This window comes from Metasolibacillus sp. (assembly GCF_025291715.1).
Lineage (GTDB): Bacteria > Bacillota > Bacilli > Bacillales_A > Planococcaceae > Metasolibacillus > Metasolibacillus louembei.
The window spans coordinates 51,227-77,124 of record NZ_JAMBIZ010000003.1; the positions used below are offsets into that span (position 1 = coordinate 51,227).

Below are 25,898 nucleotides of genomic sequence, written 5' to 3' on the forward strand. Positions count from 1 at the left end.
TGATAACATTGCCAAACTTACCATTAGCCTTTATCGTTAATGAATCGGCTGCTTTTTATCATCTAAAGTAAAGCCTTCACCAGCCACATCACGTACATCTAAAATGGAAACGAATGCGTGTGGGTCGACTTCATGAATAATCGATTTTAAACGCACAATTTCATTGCGCCCAACGACACAATAAATTACATCCTTTTGCTCTTTTGTGAAATAGCCATGCCCTTCAAGAAGCGTAATGCCACGCTCCATTTTTTCCGCAATAATTGCTGCAATCGCATTTGTATGAGGAGAAATAATGATTGCCCCTTTTGCCGAATAGGCGCCGTCCTGCACAAAATCAATAACTCGTCCACCGACATAAACTGCTACAAGCGTATACATCATAGAGCGAGCATCTAAAAACGTCAGCCATGATAATAAAATAACGACTGCATCAAAGGCGAACATCGTTTTTCCCATAGACCAGCCAACATATTTATGAAGTAGCCTTGCGACAATATCGACGCCTCCTGTTGTCCCACCGAAACGAAAAACAATTCCTAATCCAAGCCCAACAAATACTCCCGCAAAAAGTGAGACGAGCAGTAAATCATCCTGCAAATTCATTTGAAATTCATATAGCTGGAAAATCTTTAGAAACAGCGAAACAGATGTAGTTCCGATTAACGTATAAATTAAAGATTTTTTTCCGAGTAAGCGCCAGCCAATAATAAACATCGGAATGTTTAATAGCAAGTTTAATAAGGCTGGGTCCCAATGTAGTGTAAAATATAAAATAAGTGTAATACCGCTAAAGCCACCCTCACCTAATTGGTTTTGCATATTAAAGTGGACAAAGCCGAAGCTAAAAATAGCTGTTCCAATTAGTATACCGATGATGTTGCGAATTTTGATGCCTTTCATCCTGTTCCTCCATTACATGCGTGAATTTTCTACTTCACGCACAAAAATTTGCATTTTCTCCACGCCTTTTATTATGTTTCATTTTTGATGTTTTGACAATACGCAGTGAAATCTATAAATTAAAGATAAGGAGTGATAGGATGACAACAGAAATAACAATGCAGCAATTGCAGCAACGTGTGGACGATTATATTGGACAATTCAAGGAAGGCTATTTCCCTCCTTTTGAGCTATTAGCGCGATTAACAGAGGAATTAGGTGAGCTATCACGCGAAGTCCAAGATGTTTACGGACAGAAAAAGAAGAAAGCAACAGAGGATATAGGTAGCATTGAAGAAGAGCTTGGAGACTTTTTCTTCGTGCTTGTATGCTTTGCCAATGCACAAGGGATTAAGCTAGACGAAGCACTTTTACGCGTGCTTCAGAAATTCGAAACACGCGATAAAGATCGCTGGACGAGAAAGGACGGGGAAGGATGATTAAAGTAGCAATTGCAGGTGCACGTGGAAAAATGGGAATTGAGGCTGTACATACCGTAATGAAGCGTGAAGGCTTAGCGCTTGTAGCAGTGCTTGATTATAAGGAAATAGCTGCAACACTGGGCGAGCTAGAACAATTTCCTAACGATTATCAAGTGCCTATTTTTACAAGCTTTGATGAGCTTGTTGCACAAACACAGCCAGATGTTTTAATTGATTTAACGAACCCACAATCCGTATATGAGCATACTAAGCAAGCATTATTACATAAAGTACGACCGGTTATTGGAACGACAGGCTTTACAGAGGAGCAACTAGAGGAGTTAACACAGCTTGCACAGGAACAACAAATTGGCTGCATTATCGCACCAAACTTTGCGTTAGGTGCTGTGTTGATGATGAAATTTGCGAAGGAGGCAGCGAAATACTTTAGCGATGTTGAAATTATCGAAATGCATCATGATAAAAAATTGGATGCACCGAGTGGTACAGGTGTGAAAACAGCGCAGATGATAGCGGAAGTACGCCAAGCAAAAGGGCAAGGCCATCCAGAGGAGCATGAAACAATTACAGGCTCACGTGGAGGCGACTTCGACGGGATGCGTATTCACTCTGTCCGCTTGCCAGGCCTTGTAGCACATCAGCAAGTGCTATTTGGTGGGGAAGGACAGCTTTTGACAATTCGTCATGACTCATTAAATCGAGAATCATTTATGAGCGGTATTGTATTTTGTATAGAAACGGTAGTCGGTATTGAGCATCTTGTGTATGGACTTGAAAATATACTTTAGAAATGGACTGACATGTGATGAAAATAGCATTAATTGCGCATGACCGTAAAAAGGACGATTTAGTTCAGTTTGCTATTGCTTACCAAGATATATTCGCACAGCACGATTTATACGCGACTGGAACAACAGGCTCACGCGTAGAGGAGGCAACAGGTTTAGCGATTACACGCTTTCGCTCAGGTCCTTTAGGTGGCGACCAACAAATAGGGGCGATGATTGCAAATAATGATATGGATATGGTGTTTTTCTTCCGTGATCCATTAACAGCACAGCCACATGAACCTGATGTAACAGCACTCGTTCGCTTATGTGATGTCTATCATATTCCACTCGCAACGAATATGGGCACTGCTGAAATTTTATTAAAGGGCTTGCAAGAAGGTCTAGTTGATTGGCGCTTGATTGCGGAGCGCAGGCAGTAAAGAAGTTATGGAGGGGTACAATGAAAAAGCTAAAAATTGGTATTACATGTTATCCGACAGTCGGTGGTTCTGGTGTTATCGCAACAGAGCTTGGGAAAATGTTAGCGGAGCGTGGCCATGAAATTCATTTTATTACATCGAGCGTACCTTTTCGTTTAAATAAAATTTATTCAAATATTTTCTTTCATGAAGTGGAAGTAAGCAATTACTCTGTTTTTCAATATCCACCATATGATATTGCATTAGCAAGTAAAATGGCTGATGTCATACAAAATGAAGAATTGGATATTTTACATGTCCATTATGCTGTTCCACATGCGGTTTGTGCAGTGCTAGCAAAAGCGATGTCAAAAAGAGATGTACGCATTATTACAACATTGCATGGAACGGACATAACAGTTTTAGGGCAAGATTCTGGCTTAACACAGGCAATTAAATATGGCATTGAGCAATCGGATATTGTCACGGCTGTTTCTGATGCATTAAAAGAGCAAACGTATGAGCTAATTGAGACGACAAAGCCGATTGAAACGGTGTATAACTTTGTTGACGAGGCAGTTTTTAAGCCATTAAATGCTGAATACTTAAAGGCACAGTTTGGCATCCAGCCACATGAAAAAGTATTGATTCATGTGTCAAACTTTAGAAAGATTAAAAATTTGCCAGATGTCATCGATTCATTTATGAAGGTGCGTGCACAAATGGAAGCAAAGCTGATTCTTGTAGGGGATGGTCCTGAAAAGCATCGCGTAATGGAGCGAGTAAAATGCTCACCATATAGTGCAGACATTTTGTTTTTAGGGAAGCAGGAAAATATCGCTGAGTTATATGCCATTAGTGATTTAAAGCTTTTATTATCAGAAAAAGAATCATTTGGCTTAGTGTTACTTGAAGCGATGGCATGTGGTGTTCCAGGTATTGGTACAGCAATCGGTGGTATACCTGAGGTTATTGAGCATGGTATAAACGGCTATATCGTTGATTTGCATGATACGGATGCAGTCGCTGCGTATGCCTTAACATTATTACAGGATGACGATAAGCTACAGCAATTCCGCACTGCTGCAATAGCCACAGCACAGGTCAAATTCCAATCTGAAAAGATTATTGCGCAATATGAGGACTTATATGCGCGTTTATTAGGAATGACAATATGATGTGGCAAGCGGCAAAGAGAGTAATTGAAAAAATAGAGCAGGCAGGCTTTGAAGCAGTTTTTGTAGGTGGTGTCGTACGCGATTTTATAATCGGCAAACAAAGCAATGATGTTGATGTAGCGACAAGTGCCTTGCCAGCAGAAGTAAAGGCTATTTTTCAGCAGACAATCGATGTAGGTATTGAGCATGGTACAGTGTTGGTACTTGATGAAGGTGAGCCAATTGAGGTGACGACCTATCGAACAGACGGGCTTTATACAGACCATCGTAGACCAGATGAGGTCCAATTTGTCCGCACTTTAGCAGAGGATTTGGCACGTCGTGATTTTACGATGAATGCCATGGCGATGACACATACTGGTAAGATTATTGATTTATATAATGGGCAGCAGGATATTCAACATAAAGTAATTCGCGCTGTTGGGCATGCAGAGCAGCGCTTCCAAGAGGATGCACTGCGGATGATTCGTGCAATTCGCTTTAGCGCACAGCTCGGCTTTACGATTGAGCCTGACACGATGGCAGCGATTAAATCGTTAGCACAGCAAATTCAATATGTAGCAAAGGAGCGCATTCACGCAGAATTCAATAAAATGTGGGTAAGCCCTTTTCCAGCACAGGGCATTGCGATGCTTGAGCAAACAACATTGAGCAATTATTTGCAAGGCTCATTTACAGCAAGTGATTGGAACCAATTCCAAACAGACAATCAGCTCGTTGGCTGGGCTTATTTTTATATTTTAAACGAGGAAGAGTCCTTTTTTGCCTATTATAAATGCTCAAATAAGGAAAAGGTATTTGCCAAGCAAGTAGCACAGGCTTATCGTAAGCTACACGAGGGCTGGCAAGTGCTAGATTATTTTTACTGTGCGCTTGAAGTATTAGAAGCGGCCTATGATATTGCATTATGGCGAGGCGATGATATCGCGTTTTCTAAGCAAGAAATTGCAGCTAACAAGACAGCATTGCCAATTGCTACAATACAGCAGCTTGCAATCAGTGGACATGACTTGATGCAATGGTCACAGGCAAAGGGCGGTGCATGGCTGAAAGAAGCATTACATGCAGCGCTGCTCGCTGTATTAACGAAGCAAGTGGAAAATAATAAAGACCAATTAAAGGAATGGTTTCATGACATCTATCAAGGATAAAATATTGCAGCGCTTTTTAACTGCAAACGGTGAGCCGATTAGTGGGCAGCAATTAGCGGATGAGCTGCATGTTTCCAGAACGGCTATTTGGAAGCATATGCAAGCACTTCAGCAAGATGGCTACACATTTGATACAGTGAAGAAAAAGGGCTATCGCCTCATTGCCAAATCAAACAAGCTCGATGAAATGCAAATTGCCACACATTTGGCAACAGCTCGCTATGGGCATAAAATTTATCATTACGATGAAGTAGACTCGACACAGCTTGTTGCACATGAATTAATTCGCAATGGTGCAGCAGATGGTACGGTTGTTATTGCTGAGACACAAACAGCAGGGCGTGGACGTATGCAACGTCCTTGGGATTCAGCACAAGGACAGGGTGTTTGGATGACAACGATCGTTCGTCCAAATATATTGCCACATCAAGCACCACAATTCACACTTGTAACGGCTGTGGCTCTTGTTCATGCAATGAGTGATGTCTGTTATAATTTTAAGCCATCCATTAAATGGCCAAATGATATTTTAATTAACGGCAAAAAATGTGCTGGTATTTTAACGGAAATGGTGGCAGAGGCAGATCGCATACAAGCATTGTTAATTGGTACAGGAATTAATGTTAACCAGCAGCAAGCTGATTTCCCAGAGGAGCTACATAGCATTGCGACATCCATGGCAATTGAAGAAGGAGAAAAAATTGACCGTGCCATATTCGTTGCAAAATACCTTGGCTATTTAGAGCAATTTGGCGACATATATGTTAAGGAAGGCTTCGGGCCAATTAAAAAATTGTGGGAGGAAGCTTCTAGCACAATTGGCAAGCATGTACGTGCAACTACATTGCGCGAAGTGATTGAAGGCGAAGCGGTTGGTATTACAGAAACAGGCGTCCTTGAAATTCGCACAGCAAATGGCGAAATTAAAAGTGTTTACTCTGCGGATATAGAGGTACAATAATTCGCAGATAACTCGTGAGAAAGCGCAGATATCCTGAGAAAAGCGCAAATAAATCGTGAAAAAGCGCAGATATCCTGGAGAACTCGCAAATAAAGCGTGAAAAAGCGTAGATATCTTGGAGAACTCGCAGATAAAGTGTGAGAAGCGCAGATATCCTGAGAAATTCGCAGATAACTCATGAGAAAGCGCAGATATATTGGAGAATTCGCAAATAACTCATGAGAAGCGCAGATATCCTGAGAAATTCGCAGATAACTCGTGAAAAAGCGCAGATATCTCGGAGAACTCGCAAATAACTCATGAGAAGCGCAGATATCCTGAGAAATTCGCAGATAACCCGTGAGAAAGCGCAGATATCTTGGAGAATTCGCAAATAACTCATGAGAAGCGCAGATATCCTGAGAAATTCGCAGATAACTCGTGAGAAAGCGCAGATATCTTAGGGAAATTCGCAGATAAAGCATGAAAATTCGCAAATATTGTGAGCAAATCGCACATAGCTTAATGAAAAATCACAGTACATTGTACTGTACGTTTTCCGTAAAACTTGTTATAGTATGCTTGAGGACAGTATCTATATAGAACTGTACCAGCAATAAATACTAATAAACAATAGTCTGCCTTGATCTTATTAGACAGGGACGGGAGAAAACGAAAGCGTTTAGAATGTGTACAACGCAATCCTTCTGTCCAATTTTGGATAGAAGGATTTTTTATGTTTTCTTCTCATACAACAAGGAGGATGCATATGAAAACAACAAGTGATTTTTTGAAAATGAAGCAGCAAGGTGAAAAAATCGTCATGATTACTGCATACGATCACCCGAATGCTAAATTTTCTGAGGATGCGGCAGTCGATATGATTTTAGTCGGTGATTCTTTAGGGATGGTTGTACTTGGCTATGAATCAACAATGCGTGTGACAGTTGATGACATGATTCATCACAGCAAGGCAGTGCGTCGCGGTGCGCCAAACACATTTATTGTCGTAGATATGCCATTTGGTTCCTATCATGGCGATGTAAATGACACATTAAAAACAGCTGTACGTATGATGCAGGAAACGAATGCTAATGCATTAAAGCTTGAAGGAGCAGGCGATGTAATTCCTGTCATTAAGAAGCTAACAGATGCAGGCATACCTGTTGTCGCACATTTAGGCTTATTGCCACAATCAGCGGGGGTGCTCGGTGGCTATAAAGTGCAAGGGAAAACAGCTGAGCAAGCACAGCAGCTTATTGAAGATGCAAGGGCATGTGAGGAGGCAGGGGCAGCAGCCGTTGTATTAGAGTGCATTCCACATCAGCTAACAGAGGCAGTTTCACAGGCTTTAACGATTCCGACAATCGGTATCGGAGCAGGTGTTGAAGCGGATGGGCAAGTGCTTGTATTCCACGATTTAGTGCAATACGGCAAGCACCATATTCCGAAGTTTGTTAAAGCATTTGCACATGTTGGTGATGAAGTTGAGCATGGTATTACAAGCTATGTACGTGAAGTAAAGACAGGCACATTCCCTGCGAAAGAGCATCAATTTACAATGAAAGATGAAGAACTGAACCAGCTATATGGAGGCGTCAAATAAATGAAAGTTGTCACAACGATTGCGGAGCTAAAGCAATTCGTCCAACAAACGAAGAAAGAACAAAAAACAATCGGTCTTGTTCCGACGATGGGCTATTTGCACGATGGACATTTAACACTTGCTCGCACAGCAAAGGCAGACAACGATGTTGTCATTATGAGCATCTTCGTCAATCCAACACAATTTGGACCAAACGAGGATTTTGAATCATATCCGCGCGATTTACCACGCGATACGGAGCTAGCACAGTCTGCAGGCGTTGATGTAATTTTTGCACCAAGCGTGGAGGAAATGTATCCAGCAGACGGTGGCATTAAGCTATTAGCAGGACGTCAGGCAACGATTTTATGCGGTGCAAGCCGACCAGGACATTTTGATGGAGTTGTGCAAGTTGTCGCAAAGCTATTCCATTTAGCAGAGCCGACGCGCGCTTATTTCGGGCAAAAGGATGCTCAGCAAGTTGCGATTATTGAAACGCTGGTGCGCGATTTTAATTTCCCTCTAGAAATTAAAACGATTGCGATTGTTCGTGAAGAGGATGGGCTTGCAAAATCGAGTCGCAATGTCTATTTATCAGAGCAAGAGCGGGCGGAAGCACCAGCAATTTTTGCGGCATTAAATATAGCGAAGGCACATTTTTTACAAACGCAAAATGCACAGGAAGCCATTGCGCTTGCTGACAAGCACATTACAACAAATACAGCAGGTCGCATTGATTATTTACAGCTTTTAAGCTATCCTGATTTAGCAGCAATTACAGCGCAAACAAATAAATTTTTACTAGCAGTAGCTGTTTATATTGGTAAAACGAGACTAATTGACAATTTAATTTTTCAAATAGAAGGAGAATAAACAATGTTTCGCATGATGATGAATAGCAAAATCCACCGTGCACAAGTAACACAGGCGGATTTAAACTATGTTGGCTCAATTACAATTGATGAGGATATTTTAGATGCAGTAGGTATGCTGCCGAACGAAAAAGTGCATATCGTCAACAACAATAACGGGGCACGCTTTGAAACATATATTATCGCAGGAGAGCGTGGCAGTGGCGTTATTTGTGTTAATGGTGCAGCTGCACGCCTTGTACAAAAGGGCGATATCGTTATTATTATTTCATACGTTTATGTGGATGCAAATGAAGCACGTGACCATAAGCCAACTGTAGCGATTATGGGTGACAATAACACGATTAAGCAAATGATTAGCTACGAGCCAGAAGCAACAGTGATGTAGGGCAATAAAAGAGGTGTGAGCTTAAGCTCACACCTCTTATTTTATGGATTTGCAGCCCAAATTTCAATTTCGATTTTGATTTCTGGCAAGCCAAGTGCAGCAATATAGCCTATTGTCATTGCTGGGTATTCTTTTTCGAAGAAATCGTCCCATTCCTTATAAAAATAATGCCAATCAATCGGCTCTGTTGCCCAAACATTTACTTTAATAATGTTTGTTGCATCTAAATTTTCTGACTGTAAAGCTAGCTTAATATTTTGGAATGTGTTGTGCATTTGCTCATTGAATGTCTCAGGTAAATGTCCTGTCATATCTATACCAATTTGTCCTGATAACACAAATAACTCTGCATTTCTTGGGATTTTCGTTATGTGTGTGTAGTTGCCAACAGGCTTTGGCATTGTTGTTGGATTTGTTCTCATAATTTGATTCATTTTTGTCACCTCATCATTATATTGCTACTGCATTTGCTAAAAATGGGCACACTTCTCCCTTTAAATATTTTTTAGAAAAAAACAGCAATGGAATATCCATATCCAGATGATAAAAACAACAATATTTTTTTCTTCATACGATGGATACCCTCCTTAACAAATGATTGAAGTATTATGCTTTATTGTACTATAAATTGACAATATTTTAAAACCCCTTCTTCCAAAAGCGATAAAGATATGCTACACTATAACTAATTTAAATGAACGGAGGTGAAAGAGAATGATTCAAAACGCTATGACTACAGGTGTAAAAGTGGATACTGCAATGTACTTTGCACGTGTAATTACTTTTGATTTTGCAAACAACGGGACAAGTATGTCCTTTTTTAAGCAAACCAAAATACGAAACGTAGCGGATTAACCATTCTTTTTCACGAGCAATTAAGGAAAAGACTGCATGTTAATGTGCAGTCTTTTTTTGACGTTCAAAATGCCTTTTCCGCACGTTATTTGGGGGCATAACAATGCAAATAAAAGCAGAGCAGATTACTAAAACACTTGGTAGCCATGAAATTTTTACAGGACTACAGCTAGAGGTTAATACAGGGGAGCATATGGCCGTTGTCGGTCCAAACGGCTGCGGCAAAACGACATTGCTGCGCCTATTAGCAGGCGAGGACACACCAGATACAGGTCGTATTATTAAAAGCAAGGAAGCAACGCTTGGTTATTTACATCAAATATCGAGCTATCCAGCATATACGGTGAGAGCCGTGTTAGAGGAAGCCTTTGCTTCGATTTTTGCCTTGAAGGAAAAAATGGAGTTATTTGAGCAGCAAATGCAGGCGGGGGAAATAGCCGAAAAGCTTTTACAGCAATACGGGCAAATACAGGAGCAATTTATGCAAGAAGGTGGTTATGAGCTAGATTCTCAGCTGATGGCAGTTGCCAATGGCTTAGGCATTCATCCTTTTTTAGCACAACCATTTGAAGCATTAAGTGGTGGTGAGAAAACAAAGGTGATGCTAGGGCAAATTTTATTGCAAAACCCATCAATTTTATTATTAGATGAGCCAACAAATCATTTAGATATGCGGGCAATTGAATGGCTTGAGGGGCATGTGCAAAAATTTGATGGCATCGTCATTGTCGTTTCACATGACCGTCAATTTATGAATCAGGTCGCACAAAAAATAGTGGAAATAGAAGATGGCGAGGCCCACACTTATCATGGTAATTATGATGCATTTGTCCAGCAAAAGCAGGAAAAAATTGAACAGCAATTTGCGCAATATGAGGAACAACAGAAGAAAATCAAAAAGATGCAGGAAGCAATTAAACGGCTAAAGCAATGGGCAAATGAAGCGAATCCGCCTAGCGATAGCTTGCACCGTCGCGCGAAGAGTATGGAGAAGGCATTAACGAGAATGGAGAGAGTGAAAAAGCCATCGAACATAAAAAAGATGAATTTATCATTAACAATGTCAGAGCGCAGTGGCAAGGAAGTCGTAGCCTTTGAAAATGTTACACATCGCTATGAGCGTATACTATTTGCTGATAGTGACTTAGCTGTCTATTTCCAAGACAGACTAGCCATTGTTGGTGACAACGGCTGCGGCAAGTCGACGCTGCTAAAAATGATAACGGGTGAAGTCACACCACAGCAGGGAAGCTGTAAGCTTGGCAGCAATGTTAAAATTGGCTACTTATCACAGCAATTTGATTATCGCGATACGGAGGCACGGGTAGTAGATGTTTTCCGTGAAGCAGTAGCTGTTTCCGAGGCAGAGGCACGCCACATACTAGCGCAGTTTCTATTTTATGGATATGATGTCTTCAAAAAAATCAAAAATTTAAGTGGTGGCGAAAAAATGCGCTTACGTCTTGCGCAGCTGATGCATCAACAAATCAATTTATTGGTGCTAGATGAGCCGACCAACCATCTTGATATTGAATCACGTGAAGTGCTAGAGGATACCTTGGAAACATTTGAAGGGACAGTTATCGCTGTCTCACATGATCGTTATTTTTTACAAAAGCTATTCACGAAAATAGCATGGGTTGAGCATCAGCGAATTGCAGTGTATGACGGTGATTATGAGTGGGCAAAAGCAAAGCGTACAGTTGTTGAAAAAGCACCAGTCGAGAAAGTTCAACGTCAAAAAGCACGCTCTACTTTAGAACAAATCGAAAAATTAGAAATCAAATTAAAGGAACCAACACTTGCTGCTATACAGCGTACAAAACTAGAGCAGCAACTAGAAGCATTGTATGAGCAGTGGTTACGAGAGGAATAGGAGGTGAAGACCACATGTGGTTATTATTTTTATAAGCCGATACGAGTGATGAAACGCTCGTATCGATAGTCACTATCGATACGGAAAAAATATCTTTTTTCGGAGGTAGTGCAAAATGGAACAATTGCAATTTGAACTCAAACAAGCAACAGTGAACTATTTAGATAAGGAAATTTTAAATATCCCGTATTTAGCTGTACATCAATTGGAGCGTATCGGTATTGTGGGGGATAACGGCGCAGGCAAAAGCACATTGCTCAAGCTGTTGGCAGGAAAAATTTCTCCAACGACAGGTCATGTCAAAAGCTTTGTTGATGCGCTCTATATGGATCAAATCGACTTACAAGTAACGCAGGATATTGACTATGCATTGCAAGGTAAACTTAATATTCAAGGTATGGCTGAGCATTTAAGCGGTGGCGAGCGAACGAGACGCAAGCTAGCCGAGCTTTTATCGACGTATGCACCTTGTTATTTATTAGATGAGCCTACATCGCATTTAGATCGAGATGGTATTCAATTTTTAATTGATGAGCTAACGCATTATTATGGAACATTGATTATCGTTAGCCATGACCGAGCTTTGTTAGATGCCTTAGTCGATACGATTTGGGAAGTAAAGGATGGCGCAATACATGTGTACACAGGTAATTACAGCTCCTATAAAGAACAAAAGGAATTAGAGCACCAGCAACAGCAAGTCGCACATGAGGCATACGTAAAGGAAAAAGGTCGGCTAGAAGCTGCTGCTACAGATAAAATGAAGCGAGCCGAGCAAATGGCACAAGCAAAAAATATGTCCCGTAAAGAAGCAAAGGCAAAGCCAAACCGCATGTTTGAAACAAAATCCAAAGCCTCTGGGCAAAAGGCATTGCACCGAGCAGCAAAGGCGATGGAAGAGCGTGTCCAGCAGCTACAGGCAGTAGAAAAGCCTGAGGCGGAGCGAGTATTTCATTTTGCGCACAAAGCAATTACTGAGCTGCATAATAAAGTGCCGATTTTAGCGAATGATTTTACATTAATGGCTGGAGACAAGCTATTATTAGAGCGCGTTTCCTTCCAAATTCGTCAAGGGCAAAAAATCGCCATTACAGGTGCAAACGGTAGTGGTAAAAGCACATTGCTAAAGGCGATTGCTGACGGTATAGAGGGCATTGATATATCACCAAAAGTGAAAATCGGCTATTTTCAGCAAATGAGCTATCGGTTTGTGCAAGCTCAAACATTGCTACAATTTATGAAATCACAATCAGCCTATGATGAAGGCTTTTTGCGAAAAATCTTAGCTGCCATGCATTTTACACAAACGGACTTGCGAAAAAGCGTTTGTGAGCTAAGCGGTGGTGAAGCAATGCGCCTGCAGTTAGCTTTATTATTTGTTGGAGATTATAATGTGCTACTGCTTGATGAACCGACAAATTTTTTAGATATTACATTATTGGAAGCATTGGAGCGCTTTATTTTAGGCTATCAAGGAACGGTGTTAATCGTTTCGCATGATGAGGCATTTTTACAACAAACAGCAACAGTACGTTATCATTTAGTGGAACAGAAATTGCTGTTACAATAAGGAAAAGTGAGAATGGAATTTGTTTTCCATTCTCGCTTTTTCATGTATACTATAGAAAAGTAATGGAATTGAGGTGTATATATGGGAAAATCTATCAAGGGAATTGCAATCATATGCCTATACTGTTTTCCATTTGTCTATTTTTCTATGTATCAAGATTTTACGCATCATTCAATGTTAGGCTATGTATTGATGATTGTTGTGACAGTTGGCTTGGCATACATAGCAAAACGATATGGTTATATCAAATTTGTCATTATAGGAAATCTTGTCTCAGCAATTGTCTCTTATTTTTTTATTGGAACAATGGCAGAGAATGAAAATTGGGGTGGCTTTTTTAAGCCTTTTTCGCCAGAGGGAATGCTGTTGCTTGCTAGCTGTTTAAATATTATTCCACAGTTGCTAGCAATGATCTTTACTCAGAAAAAAAATTCAGGAGGATAACCAATGAAAAAGCTGATGTTTTTAATGCTTGTAACGATTGTATGCTTAGTAGGCTGCCAAGAACAAAGCGCAGTGGAATTAACAAAAATGCCGAAAAAAGTTGCAGAAGTGATCCAGCCTGATTTAACCTTGCAAGGAATATCTACAACAAAAGGGGTGTCCTATGTTATTTATCGCACTACAGGGGAGGTAAAAATGTCCTTTGTAGAAGAGAACGATGAGCAAAGAGTATATTTAACAGAAACCGAATCAGACTCAAAGGAATTAAAAACGTATCTTTACAAAATCCCTAAAATGAAATCAAAAGCAGAGGATAAATATTTTTCGGTGTATATTAATGATGAGTTTGCACCTTTTGATATGATGATTGCGGCTGAGGTGGATTAAGATGGGCTATATTAAAAAATTGCGAAAAGTAGTGGGTAGCCGACCACTCATTATGGTTGGCGCTTGGGGAATCATTAGAGCAAGTTGCATATCGTGAAATGCTAGAAGAAACAGGGCTACAAGCACAACAGCTAATCTTATTACAAACGTATTCAGGGGAAGGCTTTTATTATCAATATCCACATGGTGATGAGGTCTATTTAGTTGTTACAACATATGAATGCAAGCAATTTGCTGGAGAATTAAAGCATGACGAGGAAGAAGCGTTTGAAGTAAGGTTTTTTCCTATAGAGCAATTGCCTGTTAATTTAAATCAAGTCGACCAACCTATTATAAAAGATTATATAAAAAACGCATGAAATCATGTTAGATTCCATGCGTTTTTAGTTATCTCGCTTTCACACAAAACGTAGACATCGGCTTTATTTCCTTCACTTCTTTCAAAGCCTCAATTTGTGCAAGTAATAGCTGTTTCAATTTGGCTGGGATTTGTGGTAGCCCCTCTAGCTCCTCGGAATAGAATGAAAGCGCCCCATCTACCTCCCAGTCACCGTCCTGTAAATCAGGGGAGTAAATATTATCTTTTTTGTCGATTGTCCAGCCACTTTTATTGAGTGCTTGTTCAATATCCTTCGGGTAAAACATCGTACGTACATTGGATTCACTGCTTGTTTTAAAGCTTTCAATAATCGCTTGAATGGATACTGCTGTAAAATGCGGTAGCTGCTCTGCAAGCTCAATGCAAGGGTTCCATTCAGCTAAGCAAAGGTGTTGTCCCCATGGCCTAATGCGCATTAACATTTTTTCTAGCATTTCATAGCTAGCAAAATACCAAATACAGTGTGATAAAACGATATAGTCAAATTGCTTGTCTTGAAATGTCACCTGTTCATTGAAAATATCGATGTTAAAATCAATGCGCAATTGTTGTCCTAGTTCACTTTGCAATAAACGCTCCCTCGCTTGACCTAGCGTTTCAGGTGCACCGTACCTTGCATCTGCCACATCTATGCCATGTACAAAGCCTGTAGCGCCAACTGTATAGGCAAGTGCAGCAAGCGTATCGCCTTGCCCACAGCCAATTTCTAACACGTTTGCCCCTTTAGGAATTCCCCAAAAGTCAATTAATTGTAGGCGATGTGCTGTTTGAATTTGTTGAATCTGGTGAGCCGATGCTGGCATAGCCATTGCTTGAAGTAAAGCATCTACCTTCACCATTAGCTCTGCGCCTGCATATATACTTCTTCGTATGGCTGGACAATGACGAAGCCATCACCCTCAAAGCGCATTTGGAAGGATTCGCCACTGCCGCGCCCTAGGAATGTTTTAAAGGAAATATCTGTTTGGAACTCGGGCTGTAAATTGCCTGACCATGCAACCGTTGCATTCGGGTCTGTAATGATTGGATTACCTGGTGTGACGCGTAAAGTGAGTGGTTCATAATGTGTTGTAATTGCTACAAGACCTGTTCCCTCACAGCGAATATTAAATAAGCCCCCCGCCATCATGCCTGCTACTTTTCTCATTAATTTAATTTCATGCTTAATCGTTGGCTCAAAAGCGAGTAAGTCATTGCCGTTCACATAAATTGCTTCATTTTGTAAATGTAAAATAATAATTTTCTTACCGCTGTCTGCTAGGTAAAGCTTACCTTTACCTGTTGCTTTCATTAAAGAGGCACCTTCACCTGTCAGCGCCTTTTTAAATAATGAACCAAGCCCGTGTTCTAAAATGCCTTCACGCTCAAATTTAATTTGCCCATTATAGGCAACCATGGAGCCCGCCTTCGCCCAAACGAGGTTATCTAAATTGACCTCTAGCATACGCGGTGTTTCTAGCTCAAAAAAGCCTTCTCCACGATCAACCTGCTCCGTTTGCTTAATAAATTCCGAAATTGAATATTTACTCATGTTGTCACGACCTCTCGTTTTTTACTAATACGTGAAAATGATATTATAGGTTTCAAAAAATTATGATTTTTTTAATGAGTAGCTTGCACAATATAGTACATCAACAACGACAACAATTGTCCAAACCATGGAAAATTGATATAGAAATTTACTTGGATAAGGAGATTGTTCAAATTGCCCTGCGCCTACCCAATCACTTATTGTGGAAAGATAATGCCACCACTCGCTTAGAGATTCTGTACCAAGCATCCAAAAAATAACTTGTGCTATAAAAAAAGCGATAGCATGCAATGTTGTTACGATTAAATCTTTGCGTTTTTTATGATGAGGGTCTCCTTCCTTCGCAATTGCTTGATGTTCTTTAGCTGTTAGTAAATCAATACCTCGATAATTTCCTATTTTTACACGCATCCATCTATCTAATTTCTTAAAATCATTCAATCCGAATGTGACAGCATAAAGAATGAATATCGTAATAATTACTGTAAAGCTAGAAATTTCCCCCGTATAGTTGTATATAATCCAAGCAATTGCTGCTTCGAAAGCTGTTACCACAATAAACAATAAAATAAAGAGATTACTTGTATTTCTTTTATTAAAGAAATATCTTGTAGTACCAAATAATAATAGTGAAACAATGGAGATTATTTCTGCAGCTATAAATAATTCCCATTGGTAGGATAGTAAAAATACTTGCATAATAGTCATCCTTTCTAAGATTCTTTTTGTTTTACTTATACGTAAAATACTATAACAAGTTTCAAAAAATTACTTGACGTTGGAGTGTAGTCCAATGATAGTGTGAGAATAAAGGAGGCGACATATATGTTTATTAAGCAATTTGCCGCAAAATATCATCTGTCACAAGATACGCTTCGCTTTTATGAAAAAGAAGGGATGCTCCATCCACAGCGCTTAGAAAATGGCTATCGCTTTTATGATGTGTCTTGTGAGAGAGCAGTTAAATTCATTCAAGTGATGAAAAATATTGGCTTTTCATTACAAGAAATTCGTAGCTTGCTTACTTTAAGTGGGCAGCCGATGAGTGAAGAATGCAATCAGGCTTCACATGCATTATTTGCTCATAAAATCAATGAGATTGAAAGACAGCTTGCATTTTTAACAATGGCATTAGATGTATTAAAAATGGCAGAAGGGTTAGTGCAAGAGGGTAAATATGAATCGAATAAAGAGCAAATTGATGAGGTTGTTGAAGAAATGTATCGAAAGCTAGGTGATAGCTTTGCATAGCTTAATTAAACTAGAGTATGCACTCAGTTTTTTCGTACTATTTGCTATTTATTGTTATCTTGATTTTTCGATACTATGGTTCTTTCTTTTGCTGCTTGCGCCAGATATATGTATGATTGGCTATGTGATAAATGCAAAAGTAGGTGCCATTATATACAATATTGGGCACAGCCTTATTCTACCTTCTATTCTCTTAACAATTGCTTTATTCGCAAATATCGCATTATTGTTATCAATTGCGATGATTTGGTTAGCACATATTTTGATGGATCGGACTTTAGGCTATGGCTTGAAATATATGACAGGATTTAAGGATACACATTTAGGAGCTATTTGAAAAATAGCTCCATAAAATTACTTCACAATCAAGGCAGGGCAGTTAACCCGCTTCATGACTTTATGACTGACACTGCCTAGTACCATTTCCTGTAGGCCATTTAAACCACGGCTGCCAATAATGACTAGGTCTACATTGTTGGCATTTACATATTGAATAATTTCAGGAGCAGGCTCACCCTTTAAAATAGTTACTTTATATGAAATGCCCTGCTCCTTTATGAGCTGCTCGACTGCGGCTACTTTGCGGCGGCGCTCTAACAACAGGCTGTCGGGTGAGGCGCTATGTAGTCGGTCTGCTCGTGCGTTGTCAAAGCTTGCGACATACACGATGTCCACAACACTATTGACGGAAAACTGTGCGATTTTCACCGCTTCTTGTGCAGCACGTAGCGCATTTTCCGAGCCGTCTGCTGCTAAAACGATATGTTGATACATAAAAAATCCCCCTTATGAGTAACTCGTTAGCTTTTGATAAAGTGCCTGACTAGCAGGGTTCATACCAATAACGGTAACTGTTTTGCCATTTTCCTCTAGCTTGCTTATTACTTTGACAAGTGCACCGACACTGGATTCATCCCAAAGATGACTGCTTGTCAAATCAATTGTAATATGTAGCTCCTCCGCTTGCTCTAGCTTATCAACAAAAGCTTTCGTTGATGCAAAAAATAAAGGACCTTCTACAATATATACATCTGCTTTTTGTGTAATATGAACCTTTGAAATTTTCGCAACAAAAAATAGCGCACTAATAATAATACCTGTCACAACACCAATTGCTAAATTGCCCGTATACAGCACAATAATAATTGTAATAAGCATCACGAAAACTTCTCCCTTTGGTGCAGCAATTGTGTATCTCAATGAGCGCCAATCGAATGCAGAGATTGCAACCATTACCATAATACCTGCCAAGACAGGCATCGGAATATCAACAACAATATCACCTAGTACGACAATTAAAAATATTAAAAAGATACCTGAGACAAGTGTGGATAAACGCCCACGCCCACCAGATTTGACATTAATCATCGACTGACCAATCATCGCACAGCCTGCCATACCGCCAAAAAAGCCGTTAACGATATTAGCAATACCCTGTCCACGTGCCTCCATATTTTTATTCGACTTCGTATCCGTCATATCATCTAAAATTTGTGCAGTTAATAAAGATTCCAATAAACCAACGACCGCCAGTGCTAATGAATATGGCAAAATAATTTGTAGCGTTTCGAATGTTAGTGGAATATCAGGTAATAAAAAAGTAGGTAAACTTGTTGGCACTGCACCTAAATCACCAACTGTTTTTAAATCAAGATGAAAAACAAGCGCTGCGGCTGTCAATAGGACAACGGCGATTAAAGGGGCTGGAATCATTTTGAAAAATTTCGGAATTACATAAACAAGCCCAATTGTAATAAATAAAAATAAATAAGTCATACTGCTACCGCCAATAAAATGGGGAAGCTGTGCCATAAAAACTAAAATGGCTAAAGAATTTACGAAGCCAATCATCACCGCATTTGGAATGAAGCGCATCAGCTTTGCAATCCCAAAAATGCCAAATAAAATTTGAATAATTCCTGTTAAAATGGTTGCAGCAAGTAAATATTGCAGTCCATGATCTGCCACTAAATCAACAACGACAATTGCCATAGCCCCTGTCGCAGCAGAAATCATCGCAGGGCGTCCACCAACAAAGGCAATGACTGTTGCAATGGTAAACGAAGCATACAACCCAACCATTGGGTCAACTCCTGCCATAATTGAAAAGGCAATGGCTTCAGGTATAAGCGCCAACGCAACAACGATACCTGATAAAATATCTGCCCGTATATTGCTAAACCATTGCTGCTGTATAGTTTGCATGTTAAAGCTCCTTCCAAATAATAAATACGCCTATCATCATAACATGAAATAGGAAGAGCGAGAATAGCCTTCTTACTTGTAGGGCGTTTACATTGACTTTCCATTCATTCCTTTCTACAATAGCAGGAAGTTCCTAGCTTATGGTAGAAAGAGAGGCGTAGCTTGTATGAATAATATTATATTAATTATTATTTTACAATTAGTGTATGTACCATTTTTAACATTACGGACAATCTTTTTAGTGAAAAATGTCACCTTCCTAGCCGCTATTTTCGGCATGATTGAAATGTTAATCTATGTTTTTGGACTTTCCCTCGTTTTCAGTGGTGAGCAAAGTATTTTAGCGATGGTTGTCTATGCAGTAGGCTTTGGTCTAGGTATTTTTCTAGGGGCAAAAATTGAACGAAAGCTCGCAATAGGCTATATATATGCAACAATTAATACGCAGCAAAAAAATGAAAAGCTTATTGAATTTTTAAGAAGTGAGGGCTTTGCTGTGACAACCTTTATTGGTGAGGGGCGTGATAGCAATCGCTATAAATACGAGATTTTAACAAAGCGTAATCGAGAGACGGAGCTGTTTAAAATAGTCGAGCAATTTGAGCCAAATGCCTTTATCATTTCCTATGAACCGAAATCCTTTAAAGGCGGCTTTTTAGTAGCGCGGATGAAGCAGAAATAAATAGAAGCAAAACGGATTTGGAAGCTATATTTCCAAATCCGTTTTTTGTTGAGTCATAATAAAATGCTTGCAATATGAATTATTTTATGATTAACTTTGTAAGTATTAAATCGTAATAATTACTATTTAGGGGGTTTGTTATGAAAAAAATACCAGTAACAGTGCTTAGTGGCTATTTAGGTGCAGGAAAAACGACTGTTCTAAATAACCTTTTACAAAATCAAAAAAATTTTAAAGTTGCTGTCATTGTCAATGATATGAGTGAAATTAATATCGACGCCGAGCTAGTTGAAAAGGGAAGCGGTATCTCACGCACAGAGGAGAAATTTGTGGAGCTATCAAATGGTTGTATTTGCTGTACGTTACGTGAAGATTTACTAATTGAAGTACAGAAATTGGCTGAAAAAGGAAATGTTGATTATATCGTTATTGAATCAACTGGGATTAGTGAACCAATTCCTGTTGCACAGACATTTTCTTATATTGATGAAGAATTGGGCATCGATTTAACGGCTACATGCAAGCTAGATACAATGGTAACAGTGGTAGATGCCAATCGCTTTTGGCATGATTTTCAATCTGGAGAAAGCCTATTAGATAGAAAGGAGGCGGTTGGGGAGCTAGATGAGCGAGATGTTGCCGATTTATTAATTGATCAGATCGAATTTTGCGATGTGCTTCTTTTAAATAAATGTGATTTAGTAGATGCGGAAGCATTGGATAAGTTGGAAAATGTTATTCGCATTTTACAGCCTGAAGCTAAAATTATTCGTACAGTAAATGGTAAAATTGATCCTTCTGAAGTATTGAATACAAACCGATTTGATTTTGAGAAAGTGTCAAATTCAGCGGGCTGGTTAAAGGAATTACAGCTAGGTCATGAAAATCATACGCCTGAAACAGAGGAATATGGTATTAGCTCATTCACCTATGTAAGAAGATTGCCGTTTCATCCAGAGCGCTTTAAACAATGGGCTGAAAGCATGCCGCAATCAATCGTTAGAGCAAAAGGCATTGTATGGAGTGCCGCACATAATGATATTGCAATTGTGATGTCTCAGGCAGGTCCCTCTGTAAGTATTGACCCAGTATCCTATTGGGTAGCTGCTTTGCCATCGCATCAAAGAGAGCAAATCCTACAGCAAAATCCAGCGATTCAAGCAGAGTGGGACATCGAGTATGGTGACCGCATGACTAAAATCGTGATTATTGGTATAGATTTACCGAAGGATACGATTACAAGTAGCTTGGATAAGTGCTTATTAACAACAGAGGAAATGATGGACCCATGGGATGAAATTGCAGACCCATTTGATTGGAAAATTAGTGGTAGATAATACGGGTGAGAGGATAGAGGTTATTATTTTAAACAATTGTAAAGCAACATTACTCAATTTAATATACCGTTTTTCTACAGAGAAGAAATCAAATTCCTGCCATTGAAATAGAAGCAATTTAGAGCAATCATAGTTGAGGGGAGTTAGGATGTAGTATGAATAAAATACCTGTTACTGTGTTAAGTGGCTACTTAGGCGCAGGCAAAACGACGATATTGAATCAATTATTAGCAAATAGAGCAGGTCGAAAAATAGCTGTTATCGTTAATGATATGAGTGAAATCAATATCGATTCACAATTGATTCAGGAGCAAGGCTTTTCTAGAACAACAGAAAAGCTAGTGGAGCTATCGAATGGCTGCATTTGCTGTACATTGCGTGAAGATTTAATGATTGAGGTGGAGAAATTAGTTGCAGCAGGTGATATCGATGCCATTGTCATTGAATCAACAGGAATTAGTGAACCAATTCCTATCGCTCAAACATTTTCTTATATTGATGAGGAAACAGGCATTGATTTAACGCCACACTGTCGTTTAGATGCAATGATTACGGTCATAGATGCCAACCGTTTTTGGCATGACTATGAAAGTGGGGAAACATTGCTAGAGAGAAAGCAAACAGATGATATTTATGATCAGCGTGATGTCTCCGATTTATTAATCGACCAAATTGAATTTGCCAATATCCTGTGTATTACAAAATCCGATTTAGTCACACCTGAATACCTTGAGGTTTTGCAAGCTTTTCTATTAAAGCTCAATCCAGATGCGGAACAGTATGTCGTTAAAAATGGCAGCATTAAACCTGAATTATTAATCAACCGTCATTTATTTGATTTTGATAAAGCGAGCCAAGGGGCAGGCTGGATAAAAGAGTTAAATGAAGAGCATGTGCCAGAAACGGAGGAATACGGCATTTCATCCTTTGTTTATCGAAGAAGAAGACCTTTCCATCCACAGCGTTGGTATGAGTGGTTAGAAAATTTACCTGTTGAAATTGTCAGAGCAAAGGGCTTCTTTTGGCTAGCTAGTCGCAATATGCCGGGTATATTATCTCAGGCAGGGGCTTCTATACAATTCCAAGGAGCTGGCGAGTGGATTGCTGATTTACCGAAAGAGCTGCAAGAGGCAGAATTGAAGGATGATTTGGCACTAAGAGCGCGCTGGGATGAGACCTATGGCGATAAGCAAACAGAATTAGTTTTCATTGGTATTGAGCTTGAAAGGGAAGAAATTGAATGCGAGCTTGATCGCTGCTTATTAACAGACGCTGAAATGCAGGCGGACTGGACAGCATTTCCTGACCCACTGCCTAAATTTATCGTTCATAATTAATATTGGGGCATATTTGAAAAGTATCACTTTTTCAGATATGCCCTTGTTTTCAATTGAGCGAAATGGCTTGTCTTGTATGTACATTTTAATATTTTGGCAACCTCCTATAGGATATTCCACTTCATGCAATATCCGTTTATAATTAGAAAATAAAGTATTTAGAAAGGAACTAGAGCGATGCCTTATTTTATATGGCGCATCAGCATCTTATTGCTATTCATTGCGCTATTTCTTATACATACAAAACAAGCTGGTGGCATATTGACAAATGCCTTTTTATTAAGTGCTAGTGTGCTTGCTTGCTATTTTTTTATACCCCTTTTGAAAAAATGGCATGTTGTAAGTTATAGCTTTATTATTTTATTGTTATTTAGCAGTGCATTTTTATCATTAGATGTGACATATGCTTTGCCAATGCTTGCCTATTTTTTAATTGACGGTGCGCTATTATTGAAGAGAAAAGCCTATTTTTCATTACTGCTACTAACCGTTTTGATTAGCACCATCCTTGTCCTACTACAATGGTTGCCTTTACATAGTGTCTTATTAGTACTGGCAGTTATGTGCAGTGCTGTTTTACTACGTCATTATGTGCAGACTGCTAGTGAAAAGCAGCTGCTATATGATGAGCTATTAGGGCAATATCGTTTATTGAGGCGTACACAGGCTACGCAGGAACAGGCTGTGAGAGCCGAGGAGCGCACAAATATTGCGCGGGATATGCATGATTCTGTAGGGCATCAGCTAACGGTATTGTTAATGCATGCGGAAATGCTATCAATGAAACATAATCATGAAGCATTAGAGGAAATTAAACATCTTGCAAGAGCAAGTCTTGAAGAAACCCGCTATGCGGTACGACAGCTAAAATCGAGCGAGGTCTATGGCATCGAATCTGTTTTGCAATTGATTCGCAGGCTTGAAATGGAAAGCCGGTTACATATTCGTTTTACAATTGATAAAGGGGTGTTATCCTTACCCATTTCTAATCAGCAAAGCGTTGTATTGTACCGTATTTTACAGGAGGCATTAACAAACGCGATGAAGCATAGCGATTCAAAGGAAGTTGAGATATTGTTAGGCATGAATGCATTAACACAAATTCAATTTACAGTGCAAAATAAATCTTTTGCACGAATCCCCATTATTGAGGGCTTTGGGCTCGAGAGTATGAGGGGGCGAGTACAACAGGCAGGTGGTACAATACAGATTTACAAAACTGCTCAGCATTTTATTATTGAAGGAGCATTACCAGTGAAGGAGGACATGCAATGACAGTACGCATTTTACTTGTAGAGGATCAAGCGATTGTACGCAATGGCTTGAAAATGATACTTGAACAAGATGAGGCATTGTCTGTCGTGGCAGAGGCGAGCAATGGCATCGAGGCACTCACCTTGTTGGAACAGCAGTCGATTGATTTAGTCTTGCTAGATATTCACATGCCTGAAATGAATGGTATCGAAGCAACAAAACATATTCGTAGCCGCTTTCCAACAATGAAAATATTAATTTTAACGACATTCGATGATGAAGAATATGCTTATCAAACATTAAAGGACGGAGCAAATGGCTTTTTAGTCAAATCCTCTGAGCCGAAAAAATTAATTGCTAGCATTCATAGCGTATTTGCAGGTGGCATGGTTTTACAAGAGGAGGTAGCCGCTAAATTAGTGCCGAAATTATTGCAGCAAACAATTAAGCAAGAGGAGCCATCAACGAATCTAACGGCACGTGAGCTAGAAATTGCCCGATTCATTGGTGAAGGCAAAACAAATAAAGAAATTGCCAATGAACTCTTTTTATCTGTTGGAACAGTAAAAAATCATATTACACACATTTTAAATGAATTGCAGCTACGAGATCGCACTCAGCTTGCTATTTATGCGGTGAGAAATGGGCTAGTTTAAGGTATAATAGAAGAAAGGGAGGGATAGACATGTTATTACTTTGGAGTGCCTCAGGTGTAATATTCATTTTTGCCTTTGTCTTCGCAGTAGTTAGGTTCTCATGGATGTATATGCTAATCAGTGCCATTGCATCTATACCCGTTACAGCTTATTTCTTCGGTGCAGAAAATGCTTGGCAATATGTTGGATATACGCCCCTTGTTTTCTTCACACTGACAGTCGTATTATGGTTTTTACAAAAAAGAAAAATGAAGTTAATAGCAACTTAATATGCATCGTGCCAATTATGTGTTGGCACGATTTTTTTAATTGATGAAATAGCTGTACAGATTTTAAATTCACCATATTTTAATACTAAAATTCGGTAATAAGGATATTGCTATCTAATAAATATTTACCTCATCATGAATAAAGTGATGACCTCCGTCACGTAAGTTGATGACTTACGCTAGTCGTTTTGCATTGAATGTCTTGCTATACTACTAAACAAGGGGGGACATCCATGATTGAAGCAGTGAATTTAACAAAAACATTTAAGCAAGTAAAAGCGGTTGACAATGTCAATTTATATATTGAACCAGGGGAAATTGTGGGACTGCTTGGCCCGAATGGCGCGGGGAAATCGACAACAATTGCGTTGCTTTCAACATTAATTGAGCCAACAGCTGGGGATGTGCTTTTCCAGCAGCAAAGCGTTATTCAAAACCCGAAGCTACTGCGTGAGGTGTTAGGGGTTGTACCACAGGAAATCGCCTTATATTGGGAGCTGACAGCACGTGAGAATTTACAGTTTTTCGGCTCGCTTCAAAAAATACCACAAAGCGAGTTGAAGGCACGTATTGATACAGTATTGCAACAAATTGGTTTAGAAGATGAACTGAAAAAGCCGGTGAAATATTATTCGGGTGGTATGAGAAGGCGCCTCAATATTGGCGCTTCACTATTACATAAGCCAGCATATTTAATTATGGATGAGCCAACTGTTGGCATTGATTCACAGTCGAGAAGCTATATTTTGCAAGCGATTAAAAAGCTGAATCAAGAGGAAAATACTGCGATTATTTACACAAGTCACTATATGGAGGAAGTCGAGTTTTTATGTGACCGCCTTTATATTATGGACAAAGGGAAAATAATTGCGGCTGGTACGAAGGAAGAAATTAAAGCCATTTTATCGGCAGAAAAAACAATTGAAATGAAGCTGGAAAAGCATTCAAAGCCTTTTGCTGATGCATTGATAGCACAGGGGTTACTTGCTAATATTCAAGTTGCTGAGGCGCATATTTCTTTTACGGTGGGGAAAAACGTAGATTTCCTGCCTTTGATTTTGCCATTATGTGAGGCGCATCAAGTTGTATTGAAAAGCTTTCAAATGAAAGAGCCAACGCTGGAAGATGTATTTTTACATTTGACGGGTCGTGCGCTACGCAATTAAGGAGTGCTGAC

General features: G+C 39.5%; 30 protein-coding genes and 1 pseudogene. 24 read left to right on the plus strand and 7 right to left on the minus strand.

The features are described 5' to 3' along the window. Positions 1–36 precede the first annotated feature (36 nt). The gene (locus M3Z76_RS03195; protein WP_293921026.1) at positions 37–903 is read right to left on the minus strand and encodes a YitT family protein; all 867 of its coding nucleotides are present in this window, start codon (positions 901–903) and stop codon (positions 37–39) included. 140 nt (positions 904–1,043) lie between these two features. Between M3Z76_RS03195 and M3Z76_RS03200 the strand changes: the two genes are divergently transcribed. The 9 genes from M3Z76_RS03200 (at position 1,044) to panD (ending at position 8,688) form a co-directional block, all read left to right on the plus strand. Continuing rightward, a complete protein-coding gene (locus tag M3Z76_RS03200; protein WP_293921025.1) occupies positions 1,044–1,382 on the plus strand; it encodes a nucleotide pyrophosphohydrolase in 339 nt (112 codons plus the stop codon). Continuing rightward, positions 1,379–2,173, plus strand: a complete 795-nt coding sequence (gene dapB / locus M3Z76_RS03205) for a 4-hydroxy-tetrahydrodipicolinate reductase (RefSeq protein ID WP_293921024.1) — start codon at positions 1,379–1,381, stop codon at positions 2,171–2,173. The genes M3Z76_RS03200 and dapB overlap by 4 nt, the downstream gene beginning before the upstream one ends. Positions 2,174–2,190: 17 nt before the next feature. Next, complete coding sequence (gene mgsA, locus M3Z76_RS03210) at positions 2,191–2,595, plus strand: methylglyoxal synthase (RefSeq protein WP_293921023.1); 405 nt, start codon at positions 2,191–2,193, stop codon at positions 2,593–2,595. A 20-nt stretch (positions 2,596–2,615) separates the two neighbouring features. Then, positions 2,616–3,752: an N-acetyl-alpha-D-glucosaminyl L-malate synthase BshA gene (gene bshA, locus M3Z76_RS03215; RefSeq protein WP_293921022.1), complete on the plus strand. Its 1,137-nt coding sequence runs from the start codon at positions 2,616–2,618 to the stop codon at positions 3,750–3,752. Next, the gene (locus M3Z76_RS03220; RefSeq protein ID WP_293921020.1) at positions 3,749–4,903 is read left to right on the plus strand and encodes a CCA tRNA nucleotidyltransferase; all 1,155 of its coding nucleotides are present in this window, start codon (positions 3,749–3,751) and stop codon (positions 4,901–4,903) included. Before bshA ends, M3Z76_RS03220 begins: the two co-directional genes overlap by 4 nt. Then, positions 4,884–5,864: a biotin--[acetyl-CoA-carboxylase] ligase gene (locus tag M3Z76_RS03225; RefSeq protein WP_293921019.1), complete on the plus strand. Its 981-nt coding sequence runs from the start codon at positions 4,884–4,886 to the stop codon at positions 5,862–5,864. The genes M3Z76_RS03220 and M3Z76_RS03225 overlap by 20 nt, the downstream gene beginning before the upstream one ends. A gap of 748 nt (positions 5,865–6,612) precedes the next feature. After that, positions 6,613–7,449 (plus strand): 3-methyl-2-oxobutanoate hydroxymethyltransferase, encoded by an 837-nt coding sequence (panB, locus tag M3Z76_RS03230; protein ID WP_293921017.1) that lies wholly within the window; start codon positions 6,613–6,615, stop codon positions 7,447–7,449. Further along, on the plus strand, positions 7,450–8,301 hold the full coding sequence (panC, locus tag M3Z76_RS03235) for a pantoate--beta-alanine ligase (protein WP_293921016.1): 852 nt from the start codon (positions 7,450–7,452) through the stop codon (positions 8,299–8,301). A 3-nt stretch (positions 8,302–8,304) separates the two neighbouring features. Then, positions 8,305–8,688 carry an aspartate 1-decarboxylase gene (panD, locus tag M3Z76_RS03240; RefSeq protein ID WP_293921015.1) on the plus strand — a complete coding sequence of 128 codons (384 nt, stop codon included), beginning with the start codon at positions 8,305–8,307 and terminating at the stop codon, positions 8,686–8,688. A gap of 41 nt (positions 8,689–8,729) precedes the next feature. Here the strand turns inward: panD and M3Z76_RS03245 are convergent, their stop codons facing one another. Then, positions 8,730–9,122 carry a RidA family protein gene (locus tag M3Z76_RS03245; RefSeq protein WP_293921014.1) on the minus strand — a complete coding sequence of 131 codons (393 nt, stop codon included), beginning with the start codon at positions 9,120–9,122 and terminating at the stop codon, positions 8,730–8,732. 280 nt (positions 9,123–9,402) lie between these two features. Here M3Z76_RS03245 and M3Z76_RS03250 point away from each other — a divergent pair, with 280 nt between their 5' ends. The 6 genes and pseudogenes from M3Z76_RS03250 (at position 9,403) to M3Z76_RS03275 (ending at position 14,179) form a co-directional block, all read left to right on the plus strand. Continuing rightward, positions 9,403–9,543, plus strand: a complete 141-nt coding sequence (locus M3Z76_RS03250) for an RAxF-45 family protein (RefSeq protein ID WP_293921013.1) — start codon at positions 9,403–9,405, stop codon at positions 9,541–9,543. Between the two features lie 103 nt (positions 9,544–9,646). Continuing rightward, positions 9,647–11,419 (plus strand): ribosomal protection-like ABC-F family protein, encoded by a 1,773-nt coding sequence (gene abc-f / locus M3Z76_RS03255; protein ID WP_293921012.1) that lies wholly within the window; start codon positions 9,647–9,649, stop codon positions 11,417–11,419. A gap of 115 nt (positions 11,420–11,534) precedes the next feature. Further along, positions 11,535–12,989, plus strand: a complete 1,455-nt coding sequence (gene abc-f / locus M3Z76_RS03260; protein ID WP_293921011.1) for a ribosomal protection-like ABC-F family protein — start codon at positions 11,535–11,537, stop codon at positions 12,987–12,989. Between the two features lie 81 nt (positions 12,990–13,070). After that, positions 13,071–13,433 carry a hypothetical protein gene (locus tag M3Z76_RS03265; protein WP_293921010.1) on the plus strand — a complete coding sequence of 121 codons (363 nt, stop codon included), beginning with the start codon at positions 13,071–13,073 and terminating at the stop codon, positions 13,431–13,433. A 3-nt stretch (positions 13,434–13,436) separates the two neighbouring features. Continuing rightward, complete coding sequence (locus M3Z76_RS03270; RefSeq protein ID WP_293921009.1) at positions 13,437–13,820, plus strand: hypothetical protein; 384 nt, start codon at positions 13,437–13,439, stop codon at positions 13,818–13,820. Position 13,821: 1 nt separating this feature from the next. Then, positions 13,822–14,179: pseudogene (locus tag M3Z76_RS03275) on the plus strand (NUDIX domain-containing protein). 28 nt (positions 14,180–14,207) lie between these two features. Here M3Z76_RS03275 and M3Z76_RS03280 read toward each other — a convergent pair. Genes M3Z76_RS03280 through M3Z76_RS03290 form a run of 3 tightly spaced genes read right to left on the minus strand, consistent with a single transcriptional unit; the run spans position 14,208 to position 16,429 of the window. Then, the gene (locus M3Z76_RS03280; protein ID WP_293921008.1) at positions 14,208–15,038 is read right to left on the minus strand and encodes a class I SAM-dependent methyltransferase; all 831 of its coding nucleotides are present in this window, start codon (positions 15,036–15,038) and stop codon (positions 14,208–14,210) included. Continuing rightward, positions 15,038–15,730 (minus strand): AIM24 family protein, encoded by a 693-nt coding sequence (locus M3Z76_RS03285; RefSeq protein ID WP_293921006.1) that lies wholly within the window; start codon positions 15,728–15,730, stop codon positions 15,038–15,040. Before M3Z76_RS03285 ends, M3Z76_RS03280 begins: the two co-directional genes overlap by 1 nt. A gap of 60 nt (positions 15,731–15,790) precedes the next feature. Next, a complete protein-coding gene (locus tag M3Z76_RS03290) occupies positions 15,791–16,429 on the minus strand; it encodes a hypothetical protein (protein ID WP_293921005.1) in 639 nt (212 codons plus the stop codon). A gap of 126 nt (positions 16,430–16,555) precedes the next feature. Here M3Z76_RS03290 and M3Z76_RS03295 point away from each other — a divergent pair, with 126 nt between their 5' ends. Both M3Z76_RS03295 and M3Z76_RS03300 read left to right on the plus strand, forming a co-directional pair. Next, positions 16,556–16,981, plus strand: a complete 426-nt coding sequence (locus M3Z76_RS03295; protein WP_293921004.1) for a MerR family transcriptional regulator — start codon at positions 16,556–16,558, stop codon at positions 16,979–16,981. Further along, entirely contained in the window at positions 16,965–17,318 is a 354-nt protein-coding gene (locus M3Z76_RS03300; RefSeq protein ID WP_363319828.1) for a DUF4260 domain-containing protein, read from the plus strand. Before M3Z76_RS03295 ends, M3Z76_RS03300 begins: the two co-directional genes overlap by 17 nt. Positions 17,319–17,335: 17 nt before the next feature. Here the strand turns inward: M3Z76_RS03300 and M3Z76_RS03305 are convergent, their stop codons facing one another. Then, entirely contained in the window at positions 17,336–17,755 is a 420-nt protein-coding gene (locus tag M3Z76_RS03305; RefSeq protein ID WP_293921002.1) for a universal stress protein, read from the minus strand. Positions 17,756–17,767: 12 nt separating this feature from the next. Beyond that, positions 17,768–19,186, minus strand: coding sequence for a SulP family inorganic anion transporter (locus M3Z76_RS03310; protein WP_293921000.1), 1,419 nt, complete (start codon positions 19,184–19,186; stop codon positions 17,768–17,770). 166 nt (positions 19,187–19,352) lie between these two features. Between M3Z76_RS03310 and M3Z76_RS03315 the strand changes: the two genes are divergently transcribed. The 7 genes from M3Z76_RS03315 (at position 19,353) to M3Z76_RS03345 (ending at position 25,887) form a co-directional block, all read left to right on the plus strand. Then, positions 19,353–19,868, plus strand: coding sequence for a DUF2179 domain-containing protein (locus tag M3Z76_RS03315; protein ID WP_293920999.1), 516 nt, complete (start codon positions 19,353–19,355; stop codon positions 19,866–19,868). Between the two features lie 140 nt (positions 19,869–20,008). Beyond that, on the plus strand, positions 20,009–21,205 hold the full coding sequence (locus M3Z76_RS03320) for a GTP-binding protein (RefSeq protein ID WP_293920998.1): 1,197 nt from the start codon (positions 20,009–20,011) through the stop codon (positions 21,203–21,205). Between the two features lie 155 nt (positions 21,206–21,360). Continuing rightward, on the plus strand, positions 21,361–22,542 hold the full coding sequence (locus M3Z76_RS03325; RefSeq protein ID WP_293920997.1) for a GTP-binding protein: 1,182 nt from the start codon (positions 21,361–21,363) through the stop codon (positions 22,540–22,542). Positions 22,543–22,719: 177 nt separating this feature from the next. Beyond that, entirely contained in the window at positions 22,720–23,817 is a 1,098-nt protein-coding gene (locus M3Z76_RS03330; RefSeq protein WP_293920996.1) for a sensor histidine kinase, read from the plus strand. Next, the gene (locus tag M3Z76_RS03335) at positions 23,814–24,452 is read left to right on the plus strand and encodes a response regulator (protein ID WP_293920995.1); all 639 of its coding nucleotides are present in this window, start codon (positions 23,814–23,816) and stop codon (positions 24,450–24,452) included. Before M3Z76_RS03330 ends, M3Z76_RS03335 begins: the two co-directional genes overlap by 4 nt. A 29-nt stretch (positions 24,453–24,481) precedes the next feature. After that, positions 24,482–24,721 carry a hypothetical protein gene (locus M3Z76_RS03340; RefSeq protein ID WP_293920994.1) on the plus strand — a complete coding sequence of 80 codons (240 nt, stop codon included), beginning with the start codon at positions 24,482–24,484 and terminating at the stop codon, positions 24,719–24,721. A 233-nt stretch (positions 24,722–24,954) separates the two neighbouring features. Then, positions 24,955–25,887, plus strand: coding sequence for an ABC transporter ATP-binding protein (locus tag M3Z76_RS03345; protein ID WP_293920992.1), 933 nt, complete (start codon positions 24,955–24,957; stop codon positions 25,885–25,887). Positions 25,888–25,898 lie beyond the last annotated feature (11 nt).